The following is a 25026-nucleotide window of genomic DNA, read 5'->3' as shown; positions in this document are numbered from 1 at the left end:
TTCCATGAGCGCCGAGACTCCTGCCGCCGCCGGCCAGTTCACCCGCCGCAGGCTGCAGTTCCGCGCCTGGCGGGGTGGACGGCCGTTCTGGGCCGGGCTGTTCGTCATGCTCGGCGGACTCCCCATCGCCTACTTCCCGTACGCGAACCTCCAGATCGGACACCTGACGCTGGCCATGGCGACCACGGCGGGCGCCGGGTCCCTGATCATCGGCGTGCTGCTCGTCGTCCTCGGCGCCAGCATCTGGTTCCAGCATCACATCCGGGTCTTCGCGGGTGTCGCGGCGATCCTGCTGGCGCTGGTGTCCATCCCCGTGTCCAACATCGGCGGCTTCCTCATCGGCTTCCTCCTCGCCCTGGTGGGCGGAGCGATGGCCGTGTCGTGGGCGCCGGGCGTACCGCCCGCCGAGGAGCCGCCGGCGACCGGCGAGGGCCACGGCGGAGCCCCGGAGGGCGCGGTCGCCGACACCACGGTCCTGGAACCCGCCGGCGGCACCGCGCCGGCGGTCCCCGAGGACCACTCCCACGCGCCCAAGACGCCGGGAGAGAACGACCTGTCAGGAACGAGCCCGGCGAACGGGGCGAACGGGAGGCACAGTGCCGGCTGACGAGGTGACCCACGGGACTGACGTGGATACGTCCCGTGTGAGAACCGGGCCGCGCCACGCGGCACCCAAGAAGCCGCTGTTCACCAGGTTCCACATGCCGGCCGGGAAGGCGATAGCCATAGCGGCGATGCCCACCGCGGTCCTCATGGGCATGGGCTTCACCCCGACTCTCGCCCAGGCCGACGACCAGCCGTCGTCGAAGAACCTCACGGCCGAAGAGTTCAAGGAGTGCCTGGAGGCCATCGAGGAGGCCGAGAAGGGGGACACCACCGCGTCGCCCACCCCGTCCGCCACGGCGAGCGACAGCGCGTCCCCGGACGACGGGCCCTCCACGGAGCCGGACCCGTCGGCGCCCGGGCAGAAGGACAAGGACACGGACAAGGGCACGGACTCTTCGCCGGATTCAGGTTCCGACGACAAGCCCGAGCCCGAGCCGACGCCCTCCGCGTCCGCGGCCGGACAGGCCGCCGAGCAGCCGGACGAACCCGCGCCCGCGCCCTCGGAGACCGACCGCAACGTGCTGGAGGAGATCGGGGACGCCATCAAGGACGTCTTCACTCCGAAGGACAAGCAGGAAGAGGCGAGCCCGAGCCCCACCCCGTCCGCCTCCGCCCCGGCGGCCGAGGACAAGGCCGACGCGGCGCAGGACACCGCCGGGACGGCGTCCGAACCGGCGAAGGACACCACCGAGGACACCGGGGCCAAGGCGTCCGAGGCCGCGGGGGACACCGAGGACAAGGCCGAGGAGAAGACCGAGGAGGCGACCGCCACTCCGGAGGCCACCCCCTCGCCGAGTCCCTCCGAGACGTCCGGGACCGACCTGGAGGACTGCCCGGTCGCCACCGACGCCGAGGGCGGGGTCGACAACAAGGTCCCGCTGCCGGACACCCCCTGGTACCTGAACGCCAGCTCGCTGACCCTGAAGGGCGCCGACTACAAGGGCATCGTCGAGGTGCGGACCGCGAACGGCACCACCAAGAAGGTGCTGAAGTACGTCGTCTCGGGCGGCACCGACATCGGGGACCTGCACCAGACGGTCAAGGACGAACAGTCCGGCAAGACCTACCACGTGCAGGCCGCCAAGGGGTCGACGTCCACCATCCGCGACGGCGACACCGTGATGTACACGGAGAGCATCTCCGGCAAGCTGCTCGGGCTCATCCCGATCACCTTCGACCCGGAGCACCCGCCGCCGCTGAACATCCCGCTGATCTACTTCACCGACGTGACGGTGCAGCAGGCCGGCCAGTTCGGCGGGACCCTGCACATCCCGGGCCTGCACCAGTACATCACCTGAGCACCGCGGGCCTCCTCCGGGAGGCGAGCGACAACGACCGAGGGCGTCCCCCGTCGCGGGGACGCCCTCGGTCGTGCGCGCGGTCAGGCGGTCGCGCCGCCCAGGTGGTGGACGCGGACCATGTTGGTGGTGCCCGGGACGCCGGGGGGAGAGCCGGCGGTGATGATCACGGTGTCGCCCTCGGCGAAGCGGTTCAGCTTGACCAGTTCCTGCTCCACCAGCTCGACCATCTCGTCGGTGCTGTTCACGAACGGCACGACGTGGGGTTCCACGCCCCAGCTGAGCGCCAGCTGATTGCGCGTCGACTCGTCCGTGGTGAACGCCAGGATCGGCTGGGCGACCCGGTAGCGGCACAGCCGCCGGGCGGTGTCGCCGGACTGGGTGAAGGCCACCAGGCCCTTGCCGCCGAGGAAGTCGGCGATCTCGCAGGCCGCGCGGGCCACCGAACCGCCCTGCGTGCGCGGCTTCTTGCCCGGCACCAGCGGCTGCAGGCCCTTGGAGAGCAGCTCCTGCTCGGCCGCCTGGACGATCTTCGACATCGTCCGCACGGTCTCGACCGGGTACGCGCCCACGCTCGACTCGGCCGACAGCATGACCGCGTCGGCGCCGTCGAGGATCGCGTTGGCCACGTCGGAGGCCTCCGCGCGGGTCGGCCGCGAGTTGGTGATCATCGACTCCATCATCTGGGTCGCCACGATCACCGGCTTGGCGTTGCGCCGGCAGAGCTCGATCAGGCGCTTCTGCACCATGGGGACCTTCTCGAGCGGATACTCGACGGCCAGGTCGCCGCGCGCGACCATGACGGCGTCGAAGGCCGCCACGACGCCCTCCATGTTCTCCACCGCCTGCGGCTTCTCCACCTTGGCGATGACCGGGACCCGGCGGCCCTCCTCGTCCATCACGCGGTGGACGTCCGCGACGTCCTTGGCGTCCCGGACGAAGGACAGCGCGACCAGGTCGCAGCCCATCCGCAGGGCGAAGCGCAGGTCCTCGATGTCCTTCTCGGACAGCGCGGGCACGTTCACGGCCGCGCCGGGCAGGTTGATGCCCTTGTGGTCGGAGATGACACCGCCCTCGATGACGATCGACTTCACCCGGGGGCCCTCGACGTCCAGCACCTTCAGTTCGACGTTGCCGTCGTTGATGAGGATCTGGTCGCCGCGGGAGACGTCGCCCGGAAGGCCCTTGTAGGTCGTCCCGCAGATCGTCCTGTCGCCCGGGACGTCCTCGGTGGTGATGGTGAACTCGTCACCGCGCACCAGCTCGACGGGGCCTTCGGCGAAGGTCTCCAGGCGGATCTTCGGGCCCTGGAGGTCGGCGAGGACGCCGATGGCCCTGCCCGTCTCCTTGGCGGCGGCACGGACCCGGTCGTACCGGCCCTGGTGCTCGGCGTGCGTGCCGTGGCTGAAGTTGAAGCGGGCCACGTTCATGCCGGCTTCGATCAGGGCGACAAGCTGCTCGTGGGAGTCGACCGCGGGGCCGAGAGTACAGACGATTTTCGAACGGCGCATGGGGCGATCCTATCCGTTTGTTTCGCTACGGAATATTCCGTCTGGCGGAAGATACAAATGAGAAAGTCCCTGCTCAGTTGTCCTTTCCGACCAGTGCGTAGGTCTGCTGTGCGATCTCCATTTCCTCGTCCGTCGGCACCACCGCCACCGCCACCCGCGCGCCCTCGGGCGAGATCAGCCGGGCCCCGCCGCCGCGCCCGGCGTTGCGCCCGGCGTCGACCGCCAGGCCCATGCCCTCCAGGCCCGCCACGGCCGCCTCCCGCACCGGCGCCGCGTTCTCGCCCACCCCGGCGGTGAAGGCGACCGCGTCCACCCGCCCGAGAACGGCGTAATAGGCACCGATGTACTTCCTCAGACGGTGAATGTAGATGTCGAACGCGAGCTTCGCCTGTTCGTCGCCCTCGTCGATCCGGCGCCGGATCTCCCTCATGTCGTTGTCACCGCACAGCCCGACCAGACCGCTCCTCTTGTTGAGGAGAGTGTCGATCTCGTCGGCGGACATTCCGCCGACGCGCATCAGATGGAAGATGACGGCCGGGTCCATGTCTCCGGACCGCGTACCCATCACCAGCCCCTCCAAGGGCGTCAGCCCCATGGAGGTGTCCACGCAGCGCCCGCCGCGCACGGCCGAGGCGGACGCCCCGTTGCCCAGGTGCAGCACGATGACGTTGACCTCCCCGGGCGCCTTCCCCAGCAGCCTCGCGGTCTCCCGGGAGACGTAGGCGTGCGAGGTGCCGTGGAAGCCGTAGCGGCGGACGCGGTGCTCGTCGGCGGTCTTCACGTCGATCGCGTACCGGGCGGCCGACTCCGGCATCGTGGTGTGGAAGGAGGTGTCGAAGACGGCGACCTGCGGCAGGTCGGGGCGCAGCGTCATGGCCGTGCGGATGCCGGTGAGGTTGGCCGGGTTGTGCAGCGGCGCCACGGGGATCAGCCGCTCGATCTCGGCCAGCACCCGGTCGTCGATCACCGTCGGCTCGGTGAAGTGCATCCCGCCGTGCACCACCCGGTGGCCGATCGCGGCCAGCTCGGGGGAGTCCAGGCCCAGGCCGTCGGAGGCCAGCTCCTCCGCCATCGCCTTCAGGGCGGCCTCGTGGTCGGCGACCGGGCCGGTCCGCTCCCGGGGCTCCCCGCCCGGCGCGAGCGGGGTGTGCCGCACCAGGGAGGTCCGCTCGCCGATGCGCTCGATCAGCCCGGTGGCCAGCCGGCTGCTGTCACCCATGTCCAGCAGCTGGTACTTCACCGACGAGGAGCCGGAGTTGAGGACGAGGACACGGGAGGGGCTCACTGGGCGGCTGCCTTCTCGCTCGGGGCCGGGGACGTGACCGGTGACTGGGCCTGGATCGCCGTGATGGCGACGGTGTTGACGATGTCCTGGACCAGGGCGCCCCGGGACAGGTCGTTGACCGGCTTGCGCAGACCCTGGAGCACCGGGCCGACGGCGATCGCCCCGGCCGAGCGCTGCACGGCCTTGTAGGTGTTGTTGCCGGTGTTCAGGTCGGGGAAGATCAGCACGGTCGCCAGACCGGCGACCTCCGAGCCCGGCAGCTTGGTCGCCGCGACCGACGGCTCCACGGCCGCGTCGTACTGGATCGGCCCCTCGATCCGCAGATCGGGCCGGCGCGAGCGCACCAGTTCGGTGGCGGTGCGGACCTTGTCGACGTCGGCGCCGGAGCCGGAGGTGCCCGTGGAGTACGACAGCATCGCGATCCGCGGCTCCACCCCGAACCGCGCGGCGGTGACCGCCGACTGCACGGCGATGTCGGCGAGCTGCTCGGCGTCCGGGTCGGGGTTGACCGCGCAGTCGCCGTAGACGAGGACCTTGTCGGCCAGGCACATGAAGAAGACCGAGGAGACGATCCCCGCGTCCTCCCGCGTCTTGATGATCTCGAAGGCGGGCCGGATCGTCGCGGCCGTCGAGTGCACCGAACCCGACACCATGCCGTCGGCGAGGCCCTCCTGCACCATCAGGGTGCCGAAGTAGTTGACGTCGGAGACGACGTCGTAGGCCAGCTCCACGGTGACGCCCCGGTGGGCGCGCAGCGCCGCGTACTGCTCGGCGAAGGAGTCCCGCAGGGGAGAGGTCGCCGGGTCGATGAGCTGGGTGTCGCCGAGGTCGACGCCGAGGTCGGCGGCCTTCTTGCGGATCTGGTCGACGTCGCCGAGCAGGGTCAGCTCGCACACCCCCCGGCGCAGCAGCACCTCCGCCGCGTGCAGCACCCGCTCCTCGGTGCCCTCGGGGAGCACGACCCGGCGCAGGTCGGAGCGGGCCTGTTCGAGCAGCTTGTGCTCGAACATCATCGGGGTGACGCGGTCGCTGCTGGGCGCGGAGACCCGCTGGGTGAGCTCCGCGGTGTCGGCGTACCGCTCGAAGAGGCCCAGTGCCCGCTCCGCCTTGCGCGGGGTGGCCGCGTTCAGCTTGCCCTCCAGGGAGAAGAGCTGCTCCGCGGTGGGGAAGCTGGTGCCCGGCACGGAGAGCACCGGGGTGCCGGGGGCGAGCCGGTCGGCGAGGGTGAGGACGTGCTCGCCGGGCACCTCGTCCAGGGTGAGCAGCACCCCCGCTATCGGCGGGGTGCCGGAGCTGTGCGCGGCCAGCGCGCCGATGACCAGGTCGGCGCGGTCGCCCGGGGTGACCACCAGGCAGCCGGGGGAGAGCGCGGCGAGGAAGTTCGGCAGCGTCGCACCGCCGAAGACGAAGTCGAGCGCGTCGCGGGCGAGCCCGGAGTCGTCGCCGAGCACCACCTTCGCGCCGAGGGTGTGCGCGATCTGCGAGACGGTCGGGGCGGAGAGCGCCGGCTCGTCGGGGAACACGTAGCAGGGCACCGGAAGCCGGTTGGCGAGCCGCTCGGCGATCTCGTCGCGGTCCTCGCGGGCGACCCGGTTGACGGCCATGGCGAGCACGTCGCAGCCCAGGGTGGCGTAGGCGCGGTAGGCGTTGCGGGTCTCGGCGCGCACCGACTCGGCGGTCTGCCTGCGCCCGCCCACGACGCCGATCACCGAGGCGCCGAACTCGTTGGCGAGCCGCGCGTTCAGCGCCAGTTCGTCGGGGAACTGCGTGTCGGCGTAGTCGGTGCCCAGGACGAGGACGACGTCGTAGTCGCGGGCGACCCGGTGGAACCGGTCGACGAGGGTGGAGACGAGTTCGTCCGTGCCCTGCTCCGCCTGGAGGGCGGACGCCTCGTGGTAGTCGAGGCCGTAGACGGTCGCCGGGTCCTGGGTGAGCCGGTAGCGGGCCCGCAGCAGTTCGAAGAGGCGGTCCGGGCCGTCGTGCACCAGGGGACGGAACACGCCCACCCGGTCGACCTGCCGGGTCAGGAGCTCCATGACCCCGAGTTCGACGACCTGACGGCCGTCGCCGCGGTCGATGCCGGTCACGTACACGCTGCGGGTCACGCGTGCTCTCCGTTTCGTCGGGGGCCGCAAGAGTCAACGTCAAGGCCACAAAAATCGCCCACAGAGGTGAGCAGATCCCTCTTGACAATACCCTTGGCGCTGGCTAGGACGCCCGCCTGTCCGGCGTCGGCGTCGCGCTGGGGGGCATGAAACAATCGGGACTGGCTCACCCGGTATCGACACGGACCAGGAGACACAGCGCGATGCGTATCGGAGTTCTCACCGCAGGCGGCGACTGCCCCGGCCTGAACGCAGTGATCCGGTCGGTCGTGCATCGCGCGATCGACAACTACGGCGACGAGGTCATCGGCTTCGAGGACGGCTACTCGGGCCTGCTCGACGGCCGCTACCGCGCCCTCGACCTCGACGCGGTCAGCGGCATCCTGGCCCGGGGCGGGACCATACTGGGCTCCTCCCGGCTGGAGCGCGACCGGCTGCGCGAGGCCTGCGAGAACGCCTCGGACATGATCCGCGACTTCGGCATCGACGCGCTGATCCCGATCGGCGGCGAGGGCACGCTGACGGCCGCGCACATGCTGTCCGAGGCGGGCCTGCCGGTGGTCGGCGTCCCGAAGACGATCGACAACGACATCTCCTCCACCGACCGCACCTTCGGCTTCGACACCGCCGTCGGCGTCGCCACCGAGGCGATGGACCGCCTGAAGACCACCGCCGAGTCCCACCAGCGCGTGATGGTCGTCGAGGTCATGGGCCGGCACGCGGGCTGGATCGCCCTGGAGTCCGGCATGGCCGCCGGCGCCCACGGCATCTGCCTGCCCGAACGCCCCTTCGACCCTGCCCAGTTGGTGAAGATGGTCGAGGAACGCTTCGCCCGCGGCAAGAAGTTCGCGGTGATCTGCGTCGCCGAGGGCGCCCACCCGGCCGACGGCACCATGGACTACGGCAAGGGCGAGATCGACAAGTTCGGCCACGAGCGCTTCCTGGGCATCGGCACGGCGCTGGCGTACGAACTGGAGCGCCGCCTCGGCAAGGAGGCCAAGCCGGTCATCCTCGGCCACGTCCAGCGCGGCGGCGTGCCGACGGCGTACGACCGCGTCCTGGCCACCCGCTTCGGCTGGCACGCGGTGGAGGCGGCGCACCGGGGCGAGTTCGGGAACATGACCGCGCTGCGCGGCACGGACATCGTGATGGTGCCGCTCGCGGAGGCGGTCACCGAGCTGAAGACCGTCCCGGGCGACCGGATGGACGAGGCGGAGTCGGTCTTCTAGGCGGTACCGCCCGAGGGGCGGCCCCGCCCCGTCGAGCGGATGCCGTCGGCGAACCCGTCGGACGGCCGCTCAGTCCCCCGCGCCAGCAGCATGATGGGAGCGTTTCTCCAGGCGTGACGCCGCTCATACGGTGTTTCGACGGGAGAAACGCTCCCATCACCGAACGGTGGTGGGATTCGTCGACAGTGTCCCGTTCAGTGGTGGGGGCCACCTGCGCTCACTCACACCGTGATGACGCCGATCGAGGGCTGTCCCGGCAGGTCCAGGGCGGCGGCACACAGCTTCGGTATGTGTGATCTGTCGGACGTCACAAGGCGGACGGGCGGTGTGCACAGTGCCGCGGTGGCCACGACGACGGCGTCTACCAGACATTCGTGACCGTCCAGGCCGGTCGCGTCCAGGAGGCGGCCGGCCGTCTCGAGGACGCTGTCGTCGACGGCCCTGGTGTCCAACCGGGACAACAGGAACGCGAGGCGCTTGCCCTGCTGCCCCGAGCGCCGCACCTCGAGCGGCGTGAGAGCGGACAGCGCCACCCTGCGACCGTTCTGCTCGGCGGACTTGATCCGGGCTCGCATCCCGTCGTCACCGTCGACATACAGGAACAGGCCCTGGGGGTCCAGCACGAGAGTGCCTCCGGCCTGCACCCTGGCCTTGAGACGTTTGCTCACCACTCGGATTCCGCCCGCCTCATCGCCTCGTCGCTGACCGGCCCGAACTCGCGCTCGTCGGCCTCGACGGCCTCGCGCAGCTTGGCCATGGCAAGCCACTGCTCCAGCGCCTCGGAGACGACGGCCGAGAACCCGGACTTCCCGGTCCGAACCTCGACCTCCTTTATCAACGACTGCGGCAGGGAGACGGACCGCTTACCAGCCCGCTCCGGTGTGGGGGAGACGGCGTGAGAGCTCATGCCTGAAACGTAGCACCGCTGGTAGGAAAATTCCTCTTGCGAACTTTCGGGGCGAGAGGAGCGGCGTGTGGCAGGGGTGGTGCCGTTTCGTCCCGGGGTGCTGCCGTAGGGGCGGTGGTCAGAGCAGGTGGTCTGCCTTGCCTGCCTTGATGTCGCGGATGAGGGTGCGGAGGGCTTCGCGGGAGTCGGTGAGGTAGTGGTCCTCCTGGCCGGCGACGGCGATGTAGGCGTTGCCTCGGGGGTCGGTGCCTATGCGGAAGCAGTTGTTGCCCTCGGCGCAGAAGGGGTCTTCCCAGGTGATGTCGTTCATGGCGGCTAGGCTCGAGGGCCTGTCGGCACTCCCTTTGACCACAACTCTTCGGCATGTTCGGCGAACCGGGCGAACATGCCGGTACCGCCGAACTTCCGCAGGTGCAGCAGAGGTGAGTCGTGCCCGACCAGTCGGGCCAGGTGGGGCGTGACAAGCGCCTCGTCGTCGAAACGGAAGACCGACAGCGAGACGTGACTGGTCGCGTCGCCCGCCGCGGAGAAACGTGCTTCCAGGCCCTCGTGCGCACCGAGTTTGTCCAGGTGCTCAAGCGTGATCCGGATGCGCGTGGAAACGGTGAGGGCCACGTCTTCGATCTGCTCGCGGTCGCGCGTCGTCTCACCGTCGGGGTCGCCCAGCAGGAAACGCACGCGGCACCCGCTGTCGAGTTTCCGGCGCAGGGTCGACACGAACGCGGGCTGGTCGATCCAGAGGAAGTAGTTCGTGTACCCCGCGAAGAGGATGTCCGTCGTGGACTTCTCGACGAGTTCGGCCCAGACCGTCGACGGACAGGAGGACCGGTACGGGTAGGAATGGATGATCTCGCGGTCCCCGCCGGACTTGATCCGGTCCTTCACTGCTTTCGGCCACAGCATCTCTTCGTCAACTCCCAGAGCCTCGCAGGCGTCTTCCCGGTTCCTGGCGTGCGGGATCAGTTCGGCGTCCGCCACCCACCGTTCCACGGTCTTGCCGGAAACGCCCACCCGTACCGCTAACTGCCTGGGCGACAGATTGGCCGACTGCATAGCCGCTCTCAGTGCGCTGTTCAAGACTTCCCCCGAGGACGTTTGGGCGTTATTCCACGCTACCGCTGAAACGTCTCAGATGTATCCATAACTGCCCCGAAAGCTCCTTGAGGGCGCGTCAGCATGACGAGACGCAAGGACCCCGGCGACCGCGCGAACGGCCCCGGGGCATGGCCAACGCTTACGAGGAGCGTCGACGACCCATGCTTATCACGCAGTTGCTCGACTGGCTGAGAGCGATCCTGTTCGGACCGCGTACTTCCGGCAGGCACAGCCGACGCGCAGTGGCCTCCGCGGCGCCCCGGAGGGTGCAATTCCCTCTCTTCCCATGTGTGTTGGGTGCTCGACTGGTCACCGTGCATCGGCTCCACATGAAAGGGCGCCCGACGCCACCGCAGACGCGGGCGCAGTCGCTCCGTGACTGGGAGGCGGAGGAAGCCTGGGCGCCGGCGGGCGTACTTGTCCGGCCCTACGTGGCACATCTGGGCGTTTCGGCCAGGACCGGCCGCACGGACGCTCAGGCATGGGCGGGACCCTGGGTGAATTCCTGGGGTGATGCCCGGTGACGATGACGATCGAGGTCTACCGGATCAACCCGAGGACAGGCGTCCGTACTCAGATCCGGCCGTTGCGGACCGTCAAGCCTGCCGATGTACCGGAACTCTTCGACAGGTTTCCGCCCTGTGCCTGCCCGCGTTGCCGGGCGAGGACGGATGCGAGGCTGCGCGCCCAAGTGACGGAAGTGAACAGGCGGAGTCGGGGGGAACTGTGACGCGCTCGATCATCGAAGCGGCTGAATGGGCGCTGTCCGGAAACCGGCGAGGGTGCCCCGCAGGCCGTCTGTTCCGCCCTGTGCACGGCGTGCGGGGCAGAGGCGCCGGCGTCGGACGACTCTTCTGAGCCAGTGGAGGTCTGGGTGCTGAAACACACGGGTCTGAATCCGGCCCATCGGCAGTTCAAGGCCATGGTCGAGACCTATTGGCGGGTGACTCCGGCGGAGGGCAACCCTTACCGGGAGCTTGACGCCTGAGTACACCCGGAGGTACGCGGGGGTGGGCTCGGGTGGGGAGTCATTCCGGTTGTTCGGCTGCCCAGGCGCGGGCTTGGGCGGCTTCGGCGAGGGCGTTGGCGCGGGTGTAGGCGTCGGCGGCCTGGAGGTAGGCGGCGCGGGCGTCGACGGGGCGGTGGATGGTCCTGTAAACGTGGGCCAGGTTGCGAAGGGTCTGTCCCTCGCCGTACCAGTCCTCGAACTCCCTGAAGATCTCCAGACCCTTGCCGTAAGCCTCGATCGTCTCCTCCACCCGGCCCGCAGCTCGCAGAGCGTTACCGAGGTTGTGCCAGGCCCGACCCTCGCCGTGGCGGTCTCCGGCGGCTTGCAACCGGTCGCGGGCCCGGGTGTGGGCGTCGATCGCCTCCCTGGTCCGGCCCGCCTCCTGCAGGGCGTTGCCGAGGTTGTTCCACGCCATGCCCTCGCGGTGGCGGTCTCCGACGGCCTGGTACAGGTCCCGGGCCCAGGCGTGGGCGTCGATCGCCTCCTCCGCCCGGCCCGCAGCGCGCAGGGCGTTGCCGAGGTTGCCCCACGTTATAGCCTCGTCGTGGAGTTCTCCGGTGGCTTGGTACTGGTAGCGGGCCTGGCTGTGGGCGTCGATCGCCTCCTCCGCCCGGCCCGCCACCAGCAGGGCGTTGCCGAGGCTGTTCCACGCGTTGGCCTCGTTCAGTTGGTCCCCGGAAAGCAATGCTGCATCGAGTGCAGCTTTCGCAACGGCGATCAGGTCATCGAAGTACCGCCGCCAGTCCAGGTACTCCCCCAGGCGCTCGGCCAGCCGCATTGCCGTGTCCGCGAACCGCTCCTCCCGCCCCCACCCCACCGCTGCGACCAGAACCGCACGCTCCGCGTCCAGCCACGTCAATGCTTCCCTCCGGCCCCCGAACCGTTCCGGCACCGGCTTTCCCGGCAGCCACCGCAACCGGTCATCGGCCGCAGCCGCCCACTGCGCGTAGAACTCCAGCACCCGCTCCCTCGCAGCTTCCCCCTCCTCCCACAACCTCGCATCCCCCGCCGCCACACCCGCCCCGAACACCCGCACCAAGTCATGCAACCGCCACCGCATGGCGGAAGCCGTCCCGTTGCCAGCACCCACTGGCTTGACGAGCCCCCGGGCAGCCAGATCCTCCAGCAGTGACAACACGGAACTGGTGTCGAGGTCGGCGAGAGCGGCGATCGCCTCCGTGCCGGTCTCCGCGCCCGGCGCGAGGCAGAGCAGGCGCAGCAGCCGGGCATGGTCGGGTGGCAGTCGGCGGTAGGAGGTCTCCAGAACAGGGCGCAGGACAAGTGAGCGTCCGTACAGGTCGGTTCCGGGACTGCCGTGGTCGAGGACGGTGGTCGCGTCCCCGGTCTCCCGGATCTCGGCCACCAGAGAAGCGATGCCCCTATGGCGACGCCGACGCAGCATGCCCGCCGCGATCTGGAGGGCCAGGGGCAGATGACCACAGAGATCGGCCAGTTCGCGCAGTGCGTCGGGTTCACGCGCCGGGCGGTCGTCCCGTTCGTCGGTGTCGCGCAGGGCATGGGCCACGAGGGCGACGGAGTCGTCCGGGGCGAGCGTTTCCAGGTCGATCAGGCGTACCGGGAGGGCGTCGGGGCGGTCCCGGGAGGTGATGAGCACCCGGTGGTGGTCCGTGCCGTGCAGGAGGGGCAGGTACTGGGGGGGGCGGGAGGAGCGGTTCGCGGGCGTGGCGGTGCGGCTGGCCCAGTGTCTGGGGGAGTATCTGGCCTGGCGGCGGTACTTTGACGACTTGATCGCCGTCGCGGAGGCGGCGCGTGAAGCCGCCCGCCTTGCTGGAGACCGGCTGAGCGAGGCCATCGCGTGGGACCACCTCGGCAACGCTCTACGTGAGGCGGGCCAGGCGAGGAAGGCGATCGACGCCCTCACCCGGGCCCGTGACCTGTACCAGGCCACTGGAGATCGCCACGACGAGGCCATTGTGTGGAACAACCTCGGCAACGCGCTGCGCGAGGCAGGCCGGGTGGAGGAGGCGATCGACGTCCTCACCTGGGCTCGTGACCTGTCTCAGACTGCCGGAGATTACCACCGCGAAGCCAGGGCGTTGAACAACCTCGGCCTCGCCTTGCACGAGGTGGGTCGGGTGAAAGAGGCGATCGACGCCCTCACCCGGGCCCGTAACCTGTACAAGGTCACCGGAGATCGCCACGAGGAAGCCATCGTATGGCACAACCTCGGCCTCGCCCTGCACAAGGCGGGCCGGGTGGAGAAGGCGATCAAGGCGTACGGCAGGTCCCTGAAGTGCCGCCGGGGATTCGATGACTGGTACGGCGAGGGGCAGACCCTCAGCAACCTGGCCGCCGCTCATGGGGCTGCTCGCCGCCCCGTCGAGGCCCGCACCGCCTACCTCCAGTCCGCCAACGCCTACACCCGCGCCAACGCCCCCACCGAAGCCGCCGAAGCCCGCACCCGCGCCGCCGTCCTGGACACCCCGCCCCCTAACGCCCCTTCTCGACTCCCCGAACCCACCGATACACCAACTCCGGCCGCCCCACCTGCCCGTAAACCGGAGCCCGCCCGGCCCTCCCCGCTTCCACCAGGTGCTCCAGGTACCGCCGGGCCGTGATCCGGGAGATCCCCACCGCCTCGGAGACCCCCGCCGCGGTCAGCCCGTCCTCGACCTCCCGCAGTGCCCCCGTCACCCGCTCCAGCGTCGGTGCGCTCAGTCCCTTCGGCAGCGCGGCGGGACCGGGGGCGCGCAGGGCCGCCAGCGCCCTGTCCACCTCGTCCTGCCCGCTGGCCTCGCCCACCGCCGCGTGGAACTCGGCGTACCGCAGCAGCCGGTCCCGCAGGGTCGCGAACGTGAACGGTTTCAGCACGTACTGCACCACCCCGAGCGACACCCCCTCGCGCACCACCGCGAGGTCCCGGGCGGAGGTCACCGCGATCACGTCGGCGTGGTGGCCCGCCGCCCGCAGGGAGCGGGCCAGCTGGAGGCCGTGCACGTCGGGCAGGTGCAGGTCGAGCAGGAGCAGGTCGACGGGGGTGCGCTCCAGAGCCCGGCGGGCCTCCGCGCCGGTGTGCGCCTTGCCGACCGCGACGAACCCGGGCACCCGGCCGACGTACATCACATGGGCGTCGGCGGCGACCGGGTCGTCCTCGACGACCAGCACCCTGATGGGCTGCCCCGCGGTCATACGGCACCTCCCGCGGCCGCGGCCCTGCCGAGCGGCAGCCGCACCTCGAACACCGCGCCGCCCTCCTCCCCGGAGGCCACCGACAGCGCCCCGCCGTGCCGCGTCACCGCCTGCCGGACGAGCGCCAGGCCCAGGCCCCGCCCGCCGGGGCCGGACGGCTTGGTGGTGAAGCCGCGCCGGAAGACCTCCTCCGCCCGCTCCGGGTCCACCCCGGGGCCGGTGTCGGACACCCGCAGGATCAGCCGCGAGGGGTCCGCGGTCAGCGCCGTCACCGTCACCCGGGGCCGCACCCCGCCCTGTGCCGCGTCCACGGCGTTGTCGATCAGGTTGCCGAGGATGGTCACCAGGTCCCGGGCGGGCAGGGAGTCCGGCAGCAGACCGTCGTCCAGACGGCTGTCGGGCGACACCACGAGCTCCACGCCCCGCTCGTTGGCCTGGGCCGTCTTGCCCAGCAGCAGCGCCGCGAGCACCGGCTCGCTCACCGCGGCCACCACCTGGTCGGTGAGCGCCTGCGCCAGCTCCAGCTCGGCCGTCGCGAAGTCCACGGCCTCCTCGGCCCGGCCCAGCTCGATCAGCGAGACCACGGTGTGCAGCCGGTTCGCCGCCTCGTGCGCCTGCGACCGCAGAGCCTGGGTGAAACCGCGCTCGGAGTCCAGCTCACCCATCAGTGACTGCAGCTCGGTCACGTCCCTCAGGGTCACCACCGTGCCGCGCCGCTGGCCTCCGGTGACCGGCGAGGTGTTCACCACCAGCACCCGGTCCGCCGTCAGGTGCACCTCGTCCACCCGGGGCTCCGAGGCGAGCAGCGCACCCGTCAGCGGCGCCGGAAGGTCCAGCTCCGTGACCGGCCTGCTCACCACGTCCTCCTCCTGGTCCACGCCCAGCAGCTCCCGGCCGCCGTCGTTGATCAGCGCCACCCTGTACTGCCCGTCCAGCATCAGCAGCCCCTCGCGCACGGCGTGCAGCGCGGCCTGATGGTAGTCGTGCATGTGGCTGAGCTCGGTCGCGTTCATTCCGTGGGTGTGACGCCGCAGCCGGGCGTTGATGACGTACGTGCCGACCGCGCCGAGTGCGAGGGCGCCGGCCGCGACGCCGAGCAGCGCGGTGAGCTGCTCCTGGACGCGCTGGCTGATCTCCTCGACCCGTATGCCGGCGCTGACCAGCCCGACGATCCGCTCGCCGTCCAGGACCGGGGTGACCGCGCGGACCGAGGGACCGAGGGTGCCGGTGTAGGTCTCGGTGAAGGTGCGGCCCTCCAGCGCCGGGGCGGTGTGGCCCCGGAAGGCCAGGCCGATCTGGGCCGGGTCGGGATGCGTCCAGCGGATGCCCCGCGGGTCCATGATCGTCACGAAGTCGACGTCGGCGTCGCGCACCACGGCCAGCGCGTACGGCTGGAGCTCCGCCGACGGGTCGGGCGTACGGATCGCCTCCCGCACGGACGGGGAGTCGGCGACCGACAGGGCCACCGAGGTGGCCTGGCGGCCCGCCGCATCCTCGGCCTGGCCGCGGTCGCTGACGTAGCTGAACAGCGCGTACCCGGCCACGACGACCGCGATGAGCACGGCCTGCATGGCGAAGAGCTGGCCCGCGAGGGAGCGGGGCAGGGGGAGGGTGGGGCGCATCCCGACAGTCTGCCTCGCGGTTCCGCGATGAACTAAATGAACGGAAGGGTGACCGCACTCACAGGGCGCGGCATAGTCACGGCGTTCCCCCAGGGCCGGACGGGCCCTGACCCCCCATCCCCCGGACGTGAGCCGCACGCCGGTGATGCCGACGAAGACGTCAAGGAGGGCCGCCGTGACCAGCACTGCCGCTCCGGCACCTGCCGCACCCAAAGCCAAGCGGGACCGCACGCACTATCTCTACATCGCGGTGATCGTCGCGGTCGCCCTCGGAATCACCGTCGGTCTGATCGCTCCCGATTTCGCGGTCGAGCTGAAGCCGATCGGCACCGGGTTCGTGAACCTGATCAAGATGATGATCTCGCCGATCATCTTCTGCACCATCGTGCTGGGCATCGGGTCGGTGCGGAAGGCCGCCAAGGTCGGCGCGGTCGGCGGCATCGCCCTCGGCTACTTCATGGTGATGTCGGTCGTCGCGCTCGGCATCGGCCTGGTCGTCGGCAACATCCTGGACCCGGGTACGGGTCTCGCGGTGACCGACGCGGTCAAGGAGACGGGCCAGGCCCAGGTCGACGCCGAGGCCAAGTCCACCACCGACTTCCTGCTCGGCATCATCCCGACCACGATCGTGTCCGCCTTCACCCAGGGCGAGGTCCTGCAGACCCTGCTGATCGCCCTGCTGTGCGGCTTCGCGCTGCAGGCCATGGGCAAGGCCGGCCAGCCGGTCCTGCGCGGCATCGAGCACATCCAGCGGCTCGTCTTCCGGGTCCTCGCCATGATCATGTGGGCCGCCCCGATCGGTGCCTTCGGCGCCATGGCCGCCGTCACCGGTGCCTCGGGCGTGGACGCCCTGAAGAGCCTCGCGGTGCTGATGCTCGGCTTCTACATCACCTGCGTGCTGTTCATCTTCGTGGTGCTCGGCGCGATGCTGCGGATCGTCGCGGGGCTGAACGTCCTGTCGCTGTTCAAGTACCTGGGCCGCGAGTTCCTGCTGATCCTGTCGACCTCCTCCTCGGAGTCCGCGCTGCCGCGCCTCATCGCGAAGATGGAGCACCTCGGTGTCAGCAAGCCGGTCGTCGGCATCACCGTGCCCACCGGCTACTCCTTCAACCTCGACGGCACCATGATCTACATGACCATGGCCTCGCTGTTCATCGCCGACGCCCTGGGCACGCCGATGTCGGTCGGTGAGCAGATCCCGCTGCTGCTCTTCCTGCTGGTCGCCTCCAAGGGTGCCGCCGGTGTCTCCGGCGCCGGCCTCGCGACGCTGGCCGGCGGACTGCAGTCGCACAAGCCGGCCCTGGTGGACGGCATCGGCCTCATCGTCGGCATCGACCGCCTGATGAGCGAGGCGCGCGCGCTGACCAACTTCGCCGGCAACGCCATCGCCACGGTGCTGATCGGCACCTGGACCAAGGAGATCGACAAGGACCGGGTGGCCGACGTCCTCGCCGGCCGCGCGCCCTTCGACGAGACGACGCTGCTGGACGACCACGGCGGCGGCGGCGACTCCGAGGAGCCCCGCGCCGAGCTGCCCGGCAGGAGCAGCGAGAAGGAGCTGGCCAAGGCCTGACGGCCGGTGTCACTCCCCGCACACTCCGGGCGGCCGGGTACTCCCCCGTAGCCCAGCCGCCCGGTCCTGGAGGCCCCTGCCCTTGCCGGGACCTCCACCACCGCCGAGCGGCCGGTTCCCACCCCCGTGGGCCCGGCCGCTCGGTTCGTTCCCGCCTTCCGGCCGCCCTTGCCCTGACGCCGACGTCAAGGCCTACGTTCGTACGCATGCGAATCGGCGAGCTGGCCGCACGGGCCGGGACCACCACGCGGACGCTGCGGTACTACGAATCCCGTGGGCTGCTGCCCGCGCGGCGGACGGCCAACGGCCACCGGACGTACGACGAGGGCGACCTGAAGCTGCTGCGGCAGATCCGCACGCTCCAGGACTTCGGGTTCGACCTGGAGGAGACCCGGCCCTTCGTGGAGTGCCTGCGGGCCGGCCACCCCGAGGGCGACGCGTGTCCCGCCTCGCTCCAGGTCTACCGGCGCAAGCTCGACGAGCTCGACGCGCTCATCGGGGAGCTGCGGACGGTGCGGGCCGAGGTGGGACACCAGCTGGCGCGGGCTGAGGCGGCGATGCGCGGACTGGCGGCCGGTGCAGCGGTTCCGGGCGGTCCGGAACCGGCGTGCGAACTGGGAGGGGAACCGCGGTGAGGAATGTACCCGAAGTGAGTGATGCCGATTTCGCCACGGAGGTGATCGGGTCGCGGCTGCCGGTGCTGGTGGAGTTCACGGCCGACTGGTGCCCGCCGTGCCGGCAGATGGCGCCGGTGCTGGGCGCGCTGGCGGCGGAGGAGGAGGGCCGGCTGAAGGTGGTGCAGGTGAACGTGGACGCCAATCCGGACACGACCCACGCGTACAAGGTGCTGTCGATGCCGACCTTCATCGTGTTCCGTGACGGGGAGCCGCTGCGCTCGATGGTGGGGACGAGGCCCAAACGGAGGCTGCTCGAGGAGCTGGCGGACGTGCTCTGACCTGCGGACCGGTCGTCGGCGGACACAAAGGAACCCCCGGGCAATTGCGCTCGGGGGTTTTCCCTGCGTATATTCATTGATTCGCGACTTCGGAAAGGCGAGTCGCGGTGAAGTTCAGTGAGCACAGTATATCCGGGCGGGAGTGCAATTGTCAAACACCGAATTTCCGGACGATGAATTGCGGCAGGAACAGGAATTCATCGACGGACTGTACGCACGCGTGGACGTCCTGCGCGGCGACGCCGAGGACTCCGTCACGGACGCGCTCGCCCAGGGCCACACCCCCCGGCAGGCCAGGCTGGAGCGGGACATCCTCGTCGCCGAGCGCTCCGGGCTGCTCGCCGCGCTGAACGCGGTGGACGGCTCCCTCTGCTTCGGCCGGATCGACCTCGCCTCCGGCGCGACCCACCACATCGGCCGCATCGGCCTGCGCGCCGACGACGCCGAGCGCACGCCCGTCCTCATCGACTGGCGCGCCGACGTGGCCCGCCCGTTCTACCTGGCCACCGGCCACACCACGATGGGCCTGAGGCGCCGCCGCCACATCGCCACCGAGGGGCGGCGGGTCACCGCCCTGCACGACGAGATCCTCGACCTCGGTGACGAGACCCGCACCGGCCACGAGGACCCCACCGGCGACGCCGTCCTGCTCGCCGCCCTCGACTCCGCGCGCACCGGCCGCATGGGCGACATCGTGCGCACCATCCAGGCCGACCAGGACCGCATCATCCGCGCCCCGCACCGGGGGGTCATGGTCGTCGAGGGCGGCCCCGGCACGGGCAAGACCGCCGTCGCCCTGCACCGCGCCGCCTACCTCCTCTACGAGCACCGCGAGCTGCTGGCCCGCCGCGCCGTCCTGATCGTCGGCCCCAACCCGGCGTTCCTCGGCTACATCGGCGAGGTGCTGCCCAGCCTCGGCGAGACCGGCGTACTCCTGGCGACCGTCGGCGAGCTGTACCCCGGGGTGCGGACCACCCGTACGGACACCCCGGCGGCGGCCACCGTCAAGGGCCGCGCCGACATGGCGGACGTCCTCGCCGACCTCGTACGCGACCGGCAGACGCTGCCCGACCCGGTGATCGCGATCGAGCACGACCGCGAGGTCCTCCTGCTCGACGACGGACTGGTCAACGTCGCCCGCGAGCGCACCCGCGCCACCGGGCTGCCGCACAACGTGGCCCGTGAGCACTTCGAGGGCCACGTCCTCAACGCGCTCACCGACATGGTCGCCGAACGCATCGGCACCGACCCCTATGACGGCTCCAACCTGCTCGACCCCAGTGACATCACCCAGATCCGCGACGAACTCGCCGAGAACCCCGAGGTCTGGTCGGCCGTCGACCGGCTGTGGCCGCGCCTCACTCCCGAACGCCTGGTCGCCGACTTCCTCGCCGCCCCCGAGGGGTACCTCTGCGACGAGGACGCCGCCGCGGTCCGCCGCCCGGTCACCCGGCACTGGACCGTCTCCGACGTGCCCCTGCTCGACGAGGCCGCCGAGCTCCTCGGCGAGGACGACCGGCTCGCCCGGGAGCGGGCCGAACGCCGGCGGCAGACGCAGATCGCCTTCGCCCAGGGCGTCCTCGACGTCTCCTACGCCTCGCGGACCTTCGAGTTCGAGGACAAGGAGGACGACGACCCCGACTCCTCGGAGGTGCTGTCCGCGCACGACATCATCGACGCCGAACGCTTCGCCGAGCGGCACGAGGAGGAGGACCACCGCAGTGCCGCCGAACGTGCCGCGGCCGACCGCACCTGGGCGTTCGGGCACATCATCGTCGACGAGGCGCAGGAACTGTCCCCGATGGCGTGGCGGCTGCTGATGCGGCGCAGCCCCACCCGCTCCATGACCCTGGTCGGCGACCCGGCGCAGACCTCGGAGGCGGGCGGCGTCGGCTCCTGGGAGGACATCCTCACCCCGTACGTCGCCGATCGCTGGGAGCACACCCGGCTGGGCGTCAACTACCGCACCCCTGCCGAGATCATGGACGTGGCCGCCGCGGTCGTGCGCGCCGGGCACCCCGCCTTCGAGCCGCCCGGATCGGTGCGCGCCACGGGTGTACGGCCCTGGGCCCGCGCCACCGGCGACCTGCCGGCCGCCGTCGCCGAGGCCGTCGCCGAACTCACCCCCGACGAGGGCCGCCTCGCCGTCATCGCCCCGCGCGAACTGCACCGCCCGCTGGCGGCCCGGCTGGACGGGGTGACGGCCGGCGCCGAACCGGACCTGACGCACGACGTCGTCCTGCTCGACCCGCGCCAGGCCAAGGGGCTGGAGTTCGACTCGGTCCTGGTGGTCGAACCGGGCCGCTACGGCACCAGCGACCTGTACGTGGCGCTCACCCGTGCCACGCAGCGGCTCGGCGTCCTGCACACCGGGCCGCTGCCGGAGCCGCTGGCCGCCGCCCTGGACTGAGCGGCGGCGCTCAGGCCGGGCGCAGCCACACCGTCGCCAGGGGCGGCAGGGTCAGCCGGATGCTCGCCGGGTGACCGTGCCACCCCTGCGGCTCCGGCTTGACCGGGTCGGGGGTGGTGACGTCACCGCCCCCGTAGCGCCCGGCGTCGGTGTTCACCACCTCATGCCAGGCCGGCACGTCGTCGGGGACCCCGATCCGGTAGTCCTGCCGCACCACCGGCGCGAAGTGCGACACGTCGAGCAGGGGGGAGCCGTCGGAGTCGTACCGCAGGAAGGCGAACACGTTGTCCTCGGCCGCGTCCCCGGTCACCCACCGGAAACCGGACGGGTCGGTGTCACCCTGCCAGAGCGCCGGGGTCTGCCCGTACACGGTGTTGAGGTCGCGCACCAGGTCGCGCACCCCGCGGTGGTCTGCCTCGGCGCCGTAGTGCGGGTCCAGCAGCCACCAGTCCGGGCCGTGCACCTCCGACCACTCCGCGCCCTGCGCGAACTCCTGGCCCATGAAGAGGAGTTGTTTGCCGGGGTGGGCCCACATGAAGGCCAGGTAGGCGCGCAGGTTCGCGCGCTGCTGCCACCAGTCGCCGGGCATCTTCGACACCAGGGACCCCTTGCCGTGCACCACCTCGTCGTGGGAGATCGGCAGCACGTAGTTCTCGCTGTAGGCGTAGACCATCGAGAACGTCATCTCGCCGTGGTGGTAGCGGCGGTGGACCGGTTCGTGGCTCATGTACTCGAGCGAGTCGTGCATCCAGCCCATGTTCCACTTCAGCCCGAACCCCAGCCCCCCGAAACCGCTGGGGCCCCGGTGGTGGGTGGCCCGGGTGACGCCGTCCCAGGCGGTGGACTCCTCCGCGATCGTCACGACCCCCGGCACCCTGCGGTACAGGGTGGCGTTCATCTCCTGGAGGAACGCCACCGCGTCCAGGTTCTCCCGGCCGCCGTGCTCGTTCGGCGTCCACTGGCCCGGCTCGCGCGAGTAGTCGAGGTAGAGCATCGAGGCGACCGCGTCGACGCGCAGCCCGTCGATGTGGAACTCCTCGCACCAGTAGAGGGCGTTGGCGACGAGGAAGTTGCGCACCTCGCGCCGCCCGAAGTCGAACTCCAGGGTTCCCCAGTCGGGGTGGGCGGCCCGCAGCGGGTCCTCGTGCTCGTACAGCGGGCGCCCGTCGAACTCGGCCAGCGCCCACTCGTCGCGCGGGAAGTGCGCGGGCACCCAGTCCATGATCACGCCGATGCCGGCCCGGTGCAGGGCGTCGACCAGGTACCGGAAGTCGTCCGGGGTGCCGAGGCGGGCGGTGGGCGCGTAGAACCCGGTGACCTGGTAGCCCCAGGAGCCGCCGAAGGGATGCTCGGCGACCGGCATCAGCTCCACGTGCGTGAAGCCGAGGTCCTTCACGTACGCGGGGAGCTGGTCCGCGAGCCGGCGGTAGGTCAGTCCCGGCCGCCAGGAGGGAAGGTGCACCTCGTAGACGGACAACGGCGCCCGGTGGGCGGGTACGCCGGCCCTGCGCTCCAGCCACTCGGCGTCGCCCCACTCGTACGCCGAGGAGGTGATGACGGACGAGGTGGCGGGCGGGACCTCGGTCCGGCGGGCCAGCGGATCGGCGCGCAGGGTCTTCGAGCCGTCGGGACGGGTGATCTCGAACTTGTACAGCTCCCCCTCGCCGATGCCCGGCACGAACAGCTCCCACACCCCGGTCGCGCCCAGCGACCGCATGGGGAAGCCGGTGCCGTCCCAGAAGTTGAACGAGCCCGCCACCCGCACCCCGCGCGCGTTCGGCGCCCACACCGAGAACCGGGTGCCCGTGACACCCTGGTGGGTCATCGGGTGCGCGCCGAGCACCGTCCACAGCTCCTCGTGGCGGCCCTCGCCGATCAGGTGCAGATCGAGCTCACCGAGCGTGGGCAGGAAGCGGTAGGCGTCCTCCGTCTCCTGCACCGTCCCCTCGTACGTCACGAGCAGCCGGTAGGCCGGTACCTCGCGCAGCGGCAGCAGTCCGGAGAAGAAGCCGTCCCCGTCGTCGTGCAGCTCGACGGTCACACCGCCGGAGACGACGCTCACCGCCCGGGCGTAGGGACGGAACGCCCGGAAGACGACCCCGCCGGGCACCGGGTGCGCGCCGAGCAGCGAGTGCGGGGCGTGGTGGGTGCCGTCCAGCAGCCGCTCCCGGTCGGCGGCGTCCAGGGCGGGGGAGACGGCGATCTCCAGATCCATCTCGGGCGGGACGGGCGGGACGGGCGAGGGGGCGGTGGTGTCCCGCAGGGTCCTCGCCTGCGGGGCCTTCTTTCCGGCCTTCCCTGCGGTCTTCGCCGCGCCCTCCTTTCCCGCGCCCTTCGCCGAGGTCTTGGCCGAGGTCTTCTCCACCGCCTTCTTCGCGGCCTTCTTCACCGCGGCCTTCTTCACCGCCGACTTCTCGGTCGCCGCCTTCTTGGCCGTGGCCTTGGCCGCCGCGGCCGTCTTCTTCGCGGGGACCTTCTTCGCGCTGGCCTTCTTCACGGCTGCCTTCTTCCGCGCGGGCGCCGGTGGCTCGGTGCGCCGCTGGTCGGCCGGCTGCTCCGGATGCGAACCGCTGGACGTGGGGCGGGGGGTCACGGGCGAAGCCTCCTGGGCGAAGGTCGGAGTGGGGTCAGATCCGGTCGGGCGACGCCAGCCGGTGCGCGGCGGCCAGCGGCACGGGGAGCCAGTCGGGGCGGTGCCGGGCCTCGTAGACCGCCTCGTAGACCGCCTTGTCGGTCTCGTACGCGCGCAGCAGCACCGGCTCGGTGCGCGGATCACGGCCCGCGGCCTCCGCGTACCCGGCGCAGTACGCCGCCCGGCAGTGCGTGGCCCAGTCCGGCTGCGGCGGGTCCGCCGAACGGGCCGCGTAGTCGAAGGACCGCAGCATGCCGGCGACGTCCCGCACCGCCGGCTGCGGCATCCGCCGCTCCGCCAGCGGCCGGGCCGGTTCGCCCTCGAAGTCGATCAGCGACCACTCCCCGGCCGGGGAGCGCAGGCACTGCCCGAGGTGGAGGTCGCCGTGCACCCGCTGCGCGGTCCAGGCGCGTCCCCCGGCGGCCAGGTCGTCCAGCGCCGTGTACGCGGAGCGCAGCCCGTCCGCGTACGGCCGCAGCGCGGGCACCGCGTGCACGGCGGCCTCCAGCCGCTCGGTCATGCCGTCGACCAGGGAGCGCATCTGGGCGTGGCCCAGGGTGACCGTGGGCAGCGCGCGGGCCAGCGCGGTGTGCACCTCGGCGGTGGCCCGGCCGAGCGCCCGCGCCTCGGCGATGAAGTCCTCGCCCTTGGCCAGCTCCCGCAGCGCCAGTTCCCAGCCGTCCGTCGCGCCCTGCACGAACGGCTGGAGCACCCCCAGGACGTACGGTTGGGCCGCGGGCGGCCGGCCGGACGGCTCGTCGGGGTCCGCGACCAGCCAGGCCGTCGGCGGGGGCACCCGGGGACAGCCCTCGCGGGCCAGCGCCAGCGGCAGCTCCAGGTCGGGATTGACCCCGGGCACGATCCGGCGCAACAGTTTCAGGATGAACGTATCGCCGTAGACGACCGACGAATTCGACTGCTCGGCCGTCATCAGGCGCGGGACCAGCCCGGAGCGGATCTCCTGGCGCGGGTCGCGCTCGAAACGAAGCCCGCCGATCCGGGCCTGGGTGCGCAGGGCCTCCAGGAGCAGTTCGGCGGGCCGGGTGTCGTGCAGGGCCTCGTAGACCGTCCGTCCGGCCAGCGGGCCCCGCGTCACATGACCGATCAGCGCGGGCGCGAGCCGGGGCGGCAGCGCCTCGCGCACGCCTATCAGCAACTGGTAGCAGTCGCCGGGCCGGTCCTGCCCGGTGTGCCCCGGCTGGAGCGGCTGGTGGGCGCGCACCAGCAGGTGGTACAGGCCCAGGTTGGCGGTGGGCGGCAGCAGCTCGGTGGCCGCGACCAGGGCGAACCCGGTGACCGGCCTGCCTTTGCCCGCGAACCAGCGCTGCCGCGGCAGCCACTCCCTCAGCAGCGGATCCAGTGACGCAAGGAGGCCGGGTGGTGTCGTGACGGTGCGTGTGACGGCTTCCGACATGGCGTCGCGTCCTCTCCCCTCTTTTCGGCGCGCCGCACGGGGCGCCGCCGGTGGGCGGGGTGTTACTGATGCGTGCCCCGGGCGGGCCGGTGAAAACCGACCCGCCCCGCATTTACGCGGCGTCCTTGCGGAGCCGGAACCAGTAGAAGCCGTGGCCCCCGAGGGTCAGCAGGTACGGCAGCTCGCCGACGGCCGGGAACCGCACCCCGCCGAACAGTTCGACGG

The 25026-nt window shown here is 71.2% G+C and carries 21 protein-coding genes and 1 pseudogene; 9 read left to right on the top strand and 13 right to left on the bottom strand.

Going from position 1 to position 25026, the window contains the following annotated elements:
* The first annotated feature begins 4 nt into the window (after positions 1–4).
* Together ACZ6A9_RS00110 and ACZ6A9_RS00105 are read left to right on the top strand one after the other, a co-directional pair.
* Positions 5–607 (top strand): DUF6114 domain-containing protein, encoded by a 603-nt coding sequence (locus tag ACZ6A9_RS00110; RefSeq protein ID WP_468975671.1) that lies wholly within the window; start codon positions 5–7, stop codon positions 605–607.
* Positions 597–1904, top strand: a complete 1308-nt coding sequence (locus tag ACZ6A9_RS00105) for a prolipoprotein diacylglyceryl transferase (protein ID WP_468975668.1) — start codon at positions 597–599, stop codon at positions 1902–1904. Before ACZ6A9_RS00110 ends, ACZ6A9_RS00105 begins: the two co-directional genes overlap by 11 nt.
* Positions 1905–1987: 83 nt before the next feature.
* On the opposite strand, the gene pyk is transcribed toward ACZ6A9_RS00105, so the two are convergent.
* The 3 genes from pyk to pta form a co-directional block, all read right to left on the bottom strand.
* Entirely contained in the window at positions 1988–3415 is a 1428-nt protein-coding gene (gene pyk, locus ACZ6A9_RS00100; RefSeq protein WP_468975665.1) for a pyruvate kinase, read from the bottom strand.
* 73 nt (positions 3416–3488) lie between these two features.
* Positions 3489–4700, bottom strand: coding sequence for an acetate kinase (locus ACZ6A9_RS00095; protein ID WP_468975662.1), 1212 nt, complete (start codon positions 4698–4700; stop codon positions 3489–3491).
* Positions 4697–6805 (bottom strand): phosphate acetyltransferase, encoded by a 2109-nt coding sequence (pta, locus tag ACZ6A9_RS00090; RefSeq protein WP_468975659.1) that lies wholly within the window; start codon positions 6803–6805, stop codon positions 4697–4699. Before pta ends, ACZ6A9_RS00095 begins: the two co-directional genes overlap by 4 nt.
* Positions 6806–7008: 203 nt before the next feature.
* Between pta and ACZ6A9_RS00085 the strand changes: the two genes are divergently transcribed.
* Positions 7009–8034: an ATP-dependent 6-phosphofructokinase gene (locus ACZ6A9_RS00085; protein ID WP_468975656.1), complete on the top strand. Its 1026-nt coding sequence runs from the start codon at positions 7009–7011 to the stop codon at positions 8032–8034.
* A gap of 221 nt (positions 8035–8255) precedes the next feature.
* Here the strand turns inward: ACZ6A9_RS00085 and ACZ6A9_RS00080 are convergent, their stop codons facing one another.
* The 4 genes from ACZ6A9_RS00080 to ACZ6A9_RS00065 all read right to left on the bottom strand — a co-directional run bounded on the left by ACZ6A9_RS00080 (position 8256) and on the right by ACZ6A9_RS00065 (position 9994).
* On the bottom strand, positions 8256–8702 hold the full coding sequence (locus ACZ6A9_RS00080) for a hypothetical protein (RefSeq protein WP_468975654.1): 447 nt from the start codon (positions 8700–8702) through the stop codon (positions 8256–8258).
* Positions 8699–8941: a hypothetical protein gene (locus ACZ6A9_RS00075; RefSeq protein WP_383351542.1), complete on the bottom strand. Its 243-nt coding sequence runs from the start codon at positions 8939–8941 to the stop codon at positions 8699–8701. Before ACZ6A9_RS00075 ends, ACZ6A9_RS00080 begins: the two co-directional genes overlap by 4 nt.
* A 118-nt stretch (positions 8942–9059) precedes the next feature.
* Positions 9060–9251: a hypothetical protein gene (locus tag ACZ6A9_RS00070; protein ID WP_468975651.1), complete on the bottom strand. Its 192-nt coding sequence runs from the start codon at positions 9249–9251 to the stop codon at positions 9060–9062.
* 5 nt (positions 9252–9256) lie between these two features.
* Positions 9257–9994, bottom strand: coding sequence for an XRE family transcriptional regulator (locus ACZ6A9_RS00065; RefSeq protein ID WP_383351533.1), 738 nt, complete (start codon positions 9992–9994; stop codon positions 9257–9259).
* A gap of 793 nt (positions 9995–10787) precedes the next feature.
* On the opposite strand from ACZ6A9_RS00065, the gene ACZ6A9_RS00060 reads away from it, so the two are divergent.
* Positions 10788–11024 (top strand): DUF7848 domain-containing protein, encoded by a 237-nt coding sequence (locus ACZ6A9_RS00060; RefSeq protein ID WP_468977880.1) that lies wholly within the window; start codon positions 10788–10790, stop codon positions 11022–11024.
* 40 nt (positions 11025–11064) lie between these two features.
* Here the strand turns inward: ACZ6A9_RS00060 and ACZ6A9_RS00055 are convergent, their stop codons facing one another.
* Positions 11065–12660, bottom strand: a complete 1596-nt coding sequence (locus tag ACZ6A9_RS00055) for a tetratricopeptide repeat protein (protein WP_468975647.1) — start codon at positions 12658–12660, stop codon at positions 11065–11067.
* Between ACZ6A9_RS00055 and ACZ6A9_RS00050 the strand changes: the two are divergent.
* A pseudogene (locus ACZ6A9_RS00050) lies at positions 12653–13417 on the top strand (tetratricopeptide repeat protein); the annotation flags it as partial. The gene ACZ6A9_RS00055 and the pseudogene ACZ6A9_RS00050 sit on opposite strands and share 8 nt — an antisense overlap.
* Before the next feature lie 79 nt (positions 13418–13496).
* Here ACZ6A9_RS00050 and ACZ6A9_RS00045 read toward each other — a convergent pair.
* Both ACZ6A9_RS00045 and ACZ6A9_RS00040 read right to left on the bottom strand, forming a co-directional pair.
* The gene (locus ACZ6A9_RS00045; protein ID WP_468975644.1) at positions 13497–14195 is read right to left on the bottom strand and encodes a response regulator; all 699 of its coding nucleotides are present in this window, start codon (positions 14193–14195) and stop codon (positions 13497–13499) included.
* A complete protein-coding gene (locus tag ACZ6A9_RS00040) occupies positions 14192–15817 on the bottom strand; it encodes a sensor histidine kinase (RefSeq protein ID WP_468975641.1) in 1626 nt (541 codons plus the stop codon). Before ACZ6A9_RS00040 ends, ACZ6A9_RS00045 begins: the two co-directional genes overlap by 4 nt.
* Before the next feature lie 175 nt (positions 15818–15992).
* On the opposite strand from ACZ6A9_RS00040, the gene ACZ6A9_RS00035 reads away from it, so the two are divergent.
* The 4 genes from ACZ6A9_RS00035 to ACZ6A9_RS00020 all read left to right on the top strand — a co-directional run bounded on the left by ACZ6A9_RS00035 (position 15993) and on the right by ACZ6A9_RS00020 (position 20755).
* Positions 15993–17390 carry a cation:dicarboxylate symporter family transporter gene (locus tag ACZ6A9_RS00035; protein WP_468975638.1) on the top strand — a complete coding sequence of 466 codons (1398 nt, stop codon included), beginning with the start codon at positions 15993–15995 and terminating at the stop codon, positions 17388–17390.
* Between the two features lie 206 nt (positions 17391–17596).
* Positions 17597–18025, top strand: a complete 429-nt coding sequence (locus tag ACZ6A9_RS00030; RefSeq protein ID WP_468975635.1) for a MerR family transcriptional regulator — start codon at positions 17597–17599, stop codon at positions 18023–18025.
* Positions 18022–18345: a thioredoxin family protein gene (locus tag ACZ6A9_RS00025; RefSeq protein ID WP_468975633.1), complete on the top strand. Its 324-nt coding sequence runs from the start codon at positions 18022–18024 to the stop codon at positions 18343–18345. The genes ACZ6A9_RS00030 and ACZ6A9_RS00025 overlap by 4 nt, the downstream gene beginning before the upstream one ends.
* 178 nt (positions 18346–18523) lie before the next feature.
* Complete coding sequence (locus ACZ6A9_RS00020; protein ID WP_468977879.1) at positions 18524–20755, top strand: HelD family protein; 2232 nt, start codon at positions 18524–18526, stop codon at positions 20753–20755.
* Positions 20756–20765: 10 nt separating this feature from the next.
* Here ACZ6A9_RS00020 and glgB read toward each other — a convergent pair whose 3' ends face one another.
* The 3 genes from glgB to ACZ6A9_RS00005 all read right to left on the bottom strand — a co-directional run.
* Complete coding sequence (gene glgB / locus ACZ6A9_RS00015) at positions 20766–22970, bottom strand: 1,4-alpha-glucan branching enzyme (protein WP_468977877.1); 2205 nt, start codon at positions 22968–22970, stop codon at positions 20766–20768.
* Between the two features lie 412 nt (positions 22971–23382).
* Positions 23383–24801, bottom strand: a complete 1419-nt coding sequence (locus tag ACZ6A9_RS00010; protein ID WP_468975630.1) for a maltokinase N-terminal cap-like domain-containing protein — start codon at positions 24799–24801, stop codon at positions 23383–23385.
* Between the two features lie 112 nt (positions 24802–24913).
* Positions 24914–25026 (bottom strand): alpha-glucosidase C-terminal domain-containing protein (locus ACZ6A9_RS00005; protein WP_385059174.1); only part of this gene is annotated, 113 nt, incomplete at its 5' end.

This window comes from Streptomyces sp. NPDC041124 (assembly GCF_055592385.1).
This window is presented reverse-complemented; position numbering and strand designations above follow the sequence as displayed.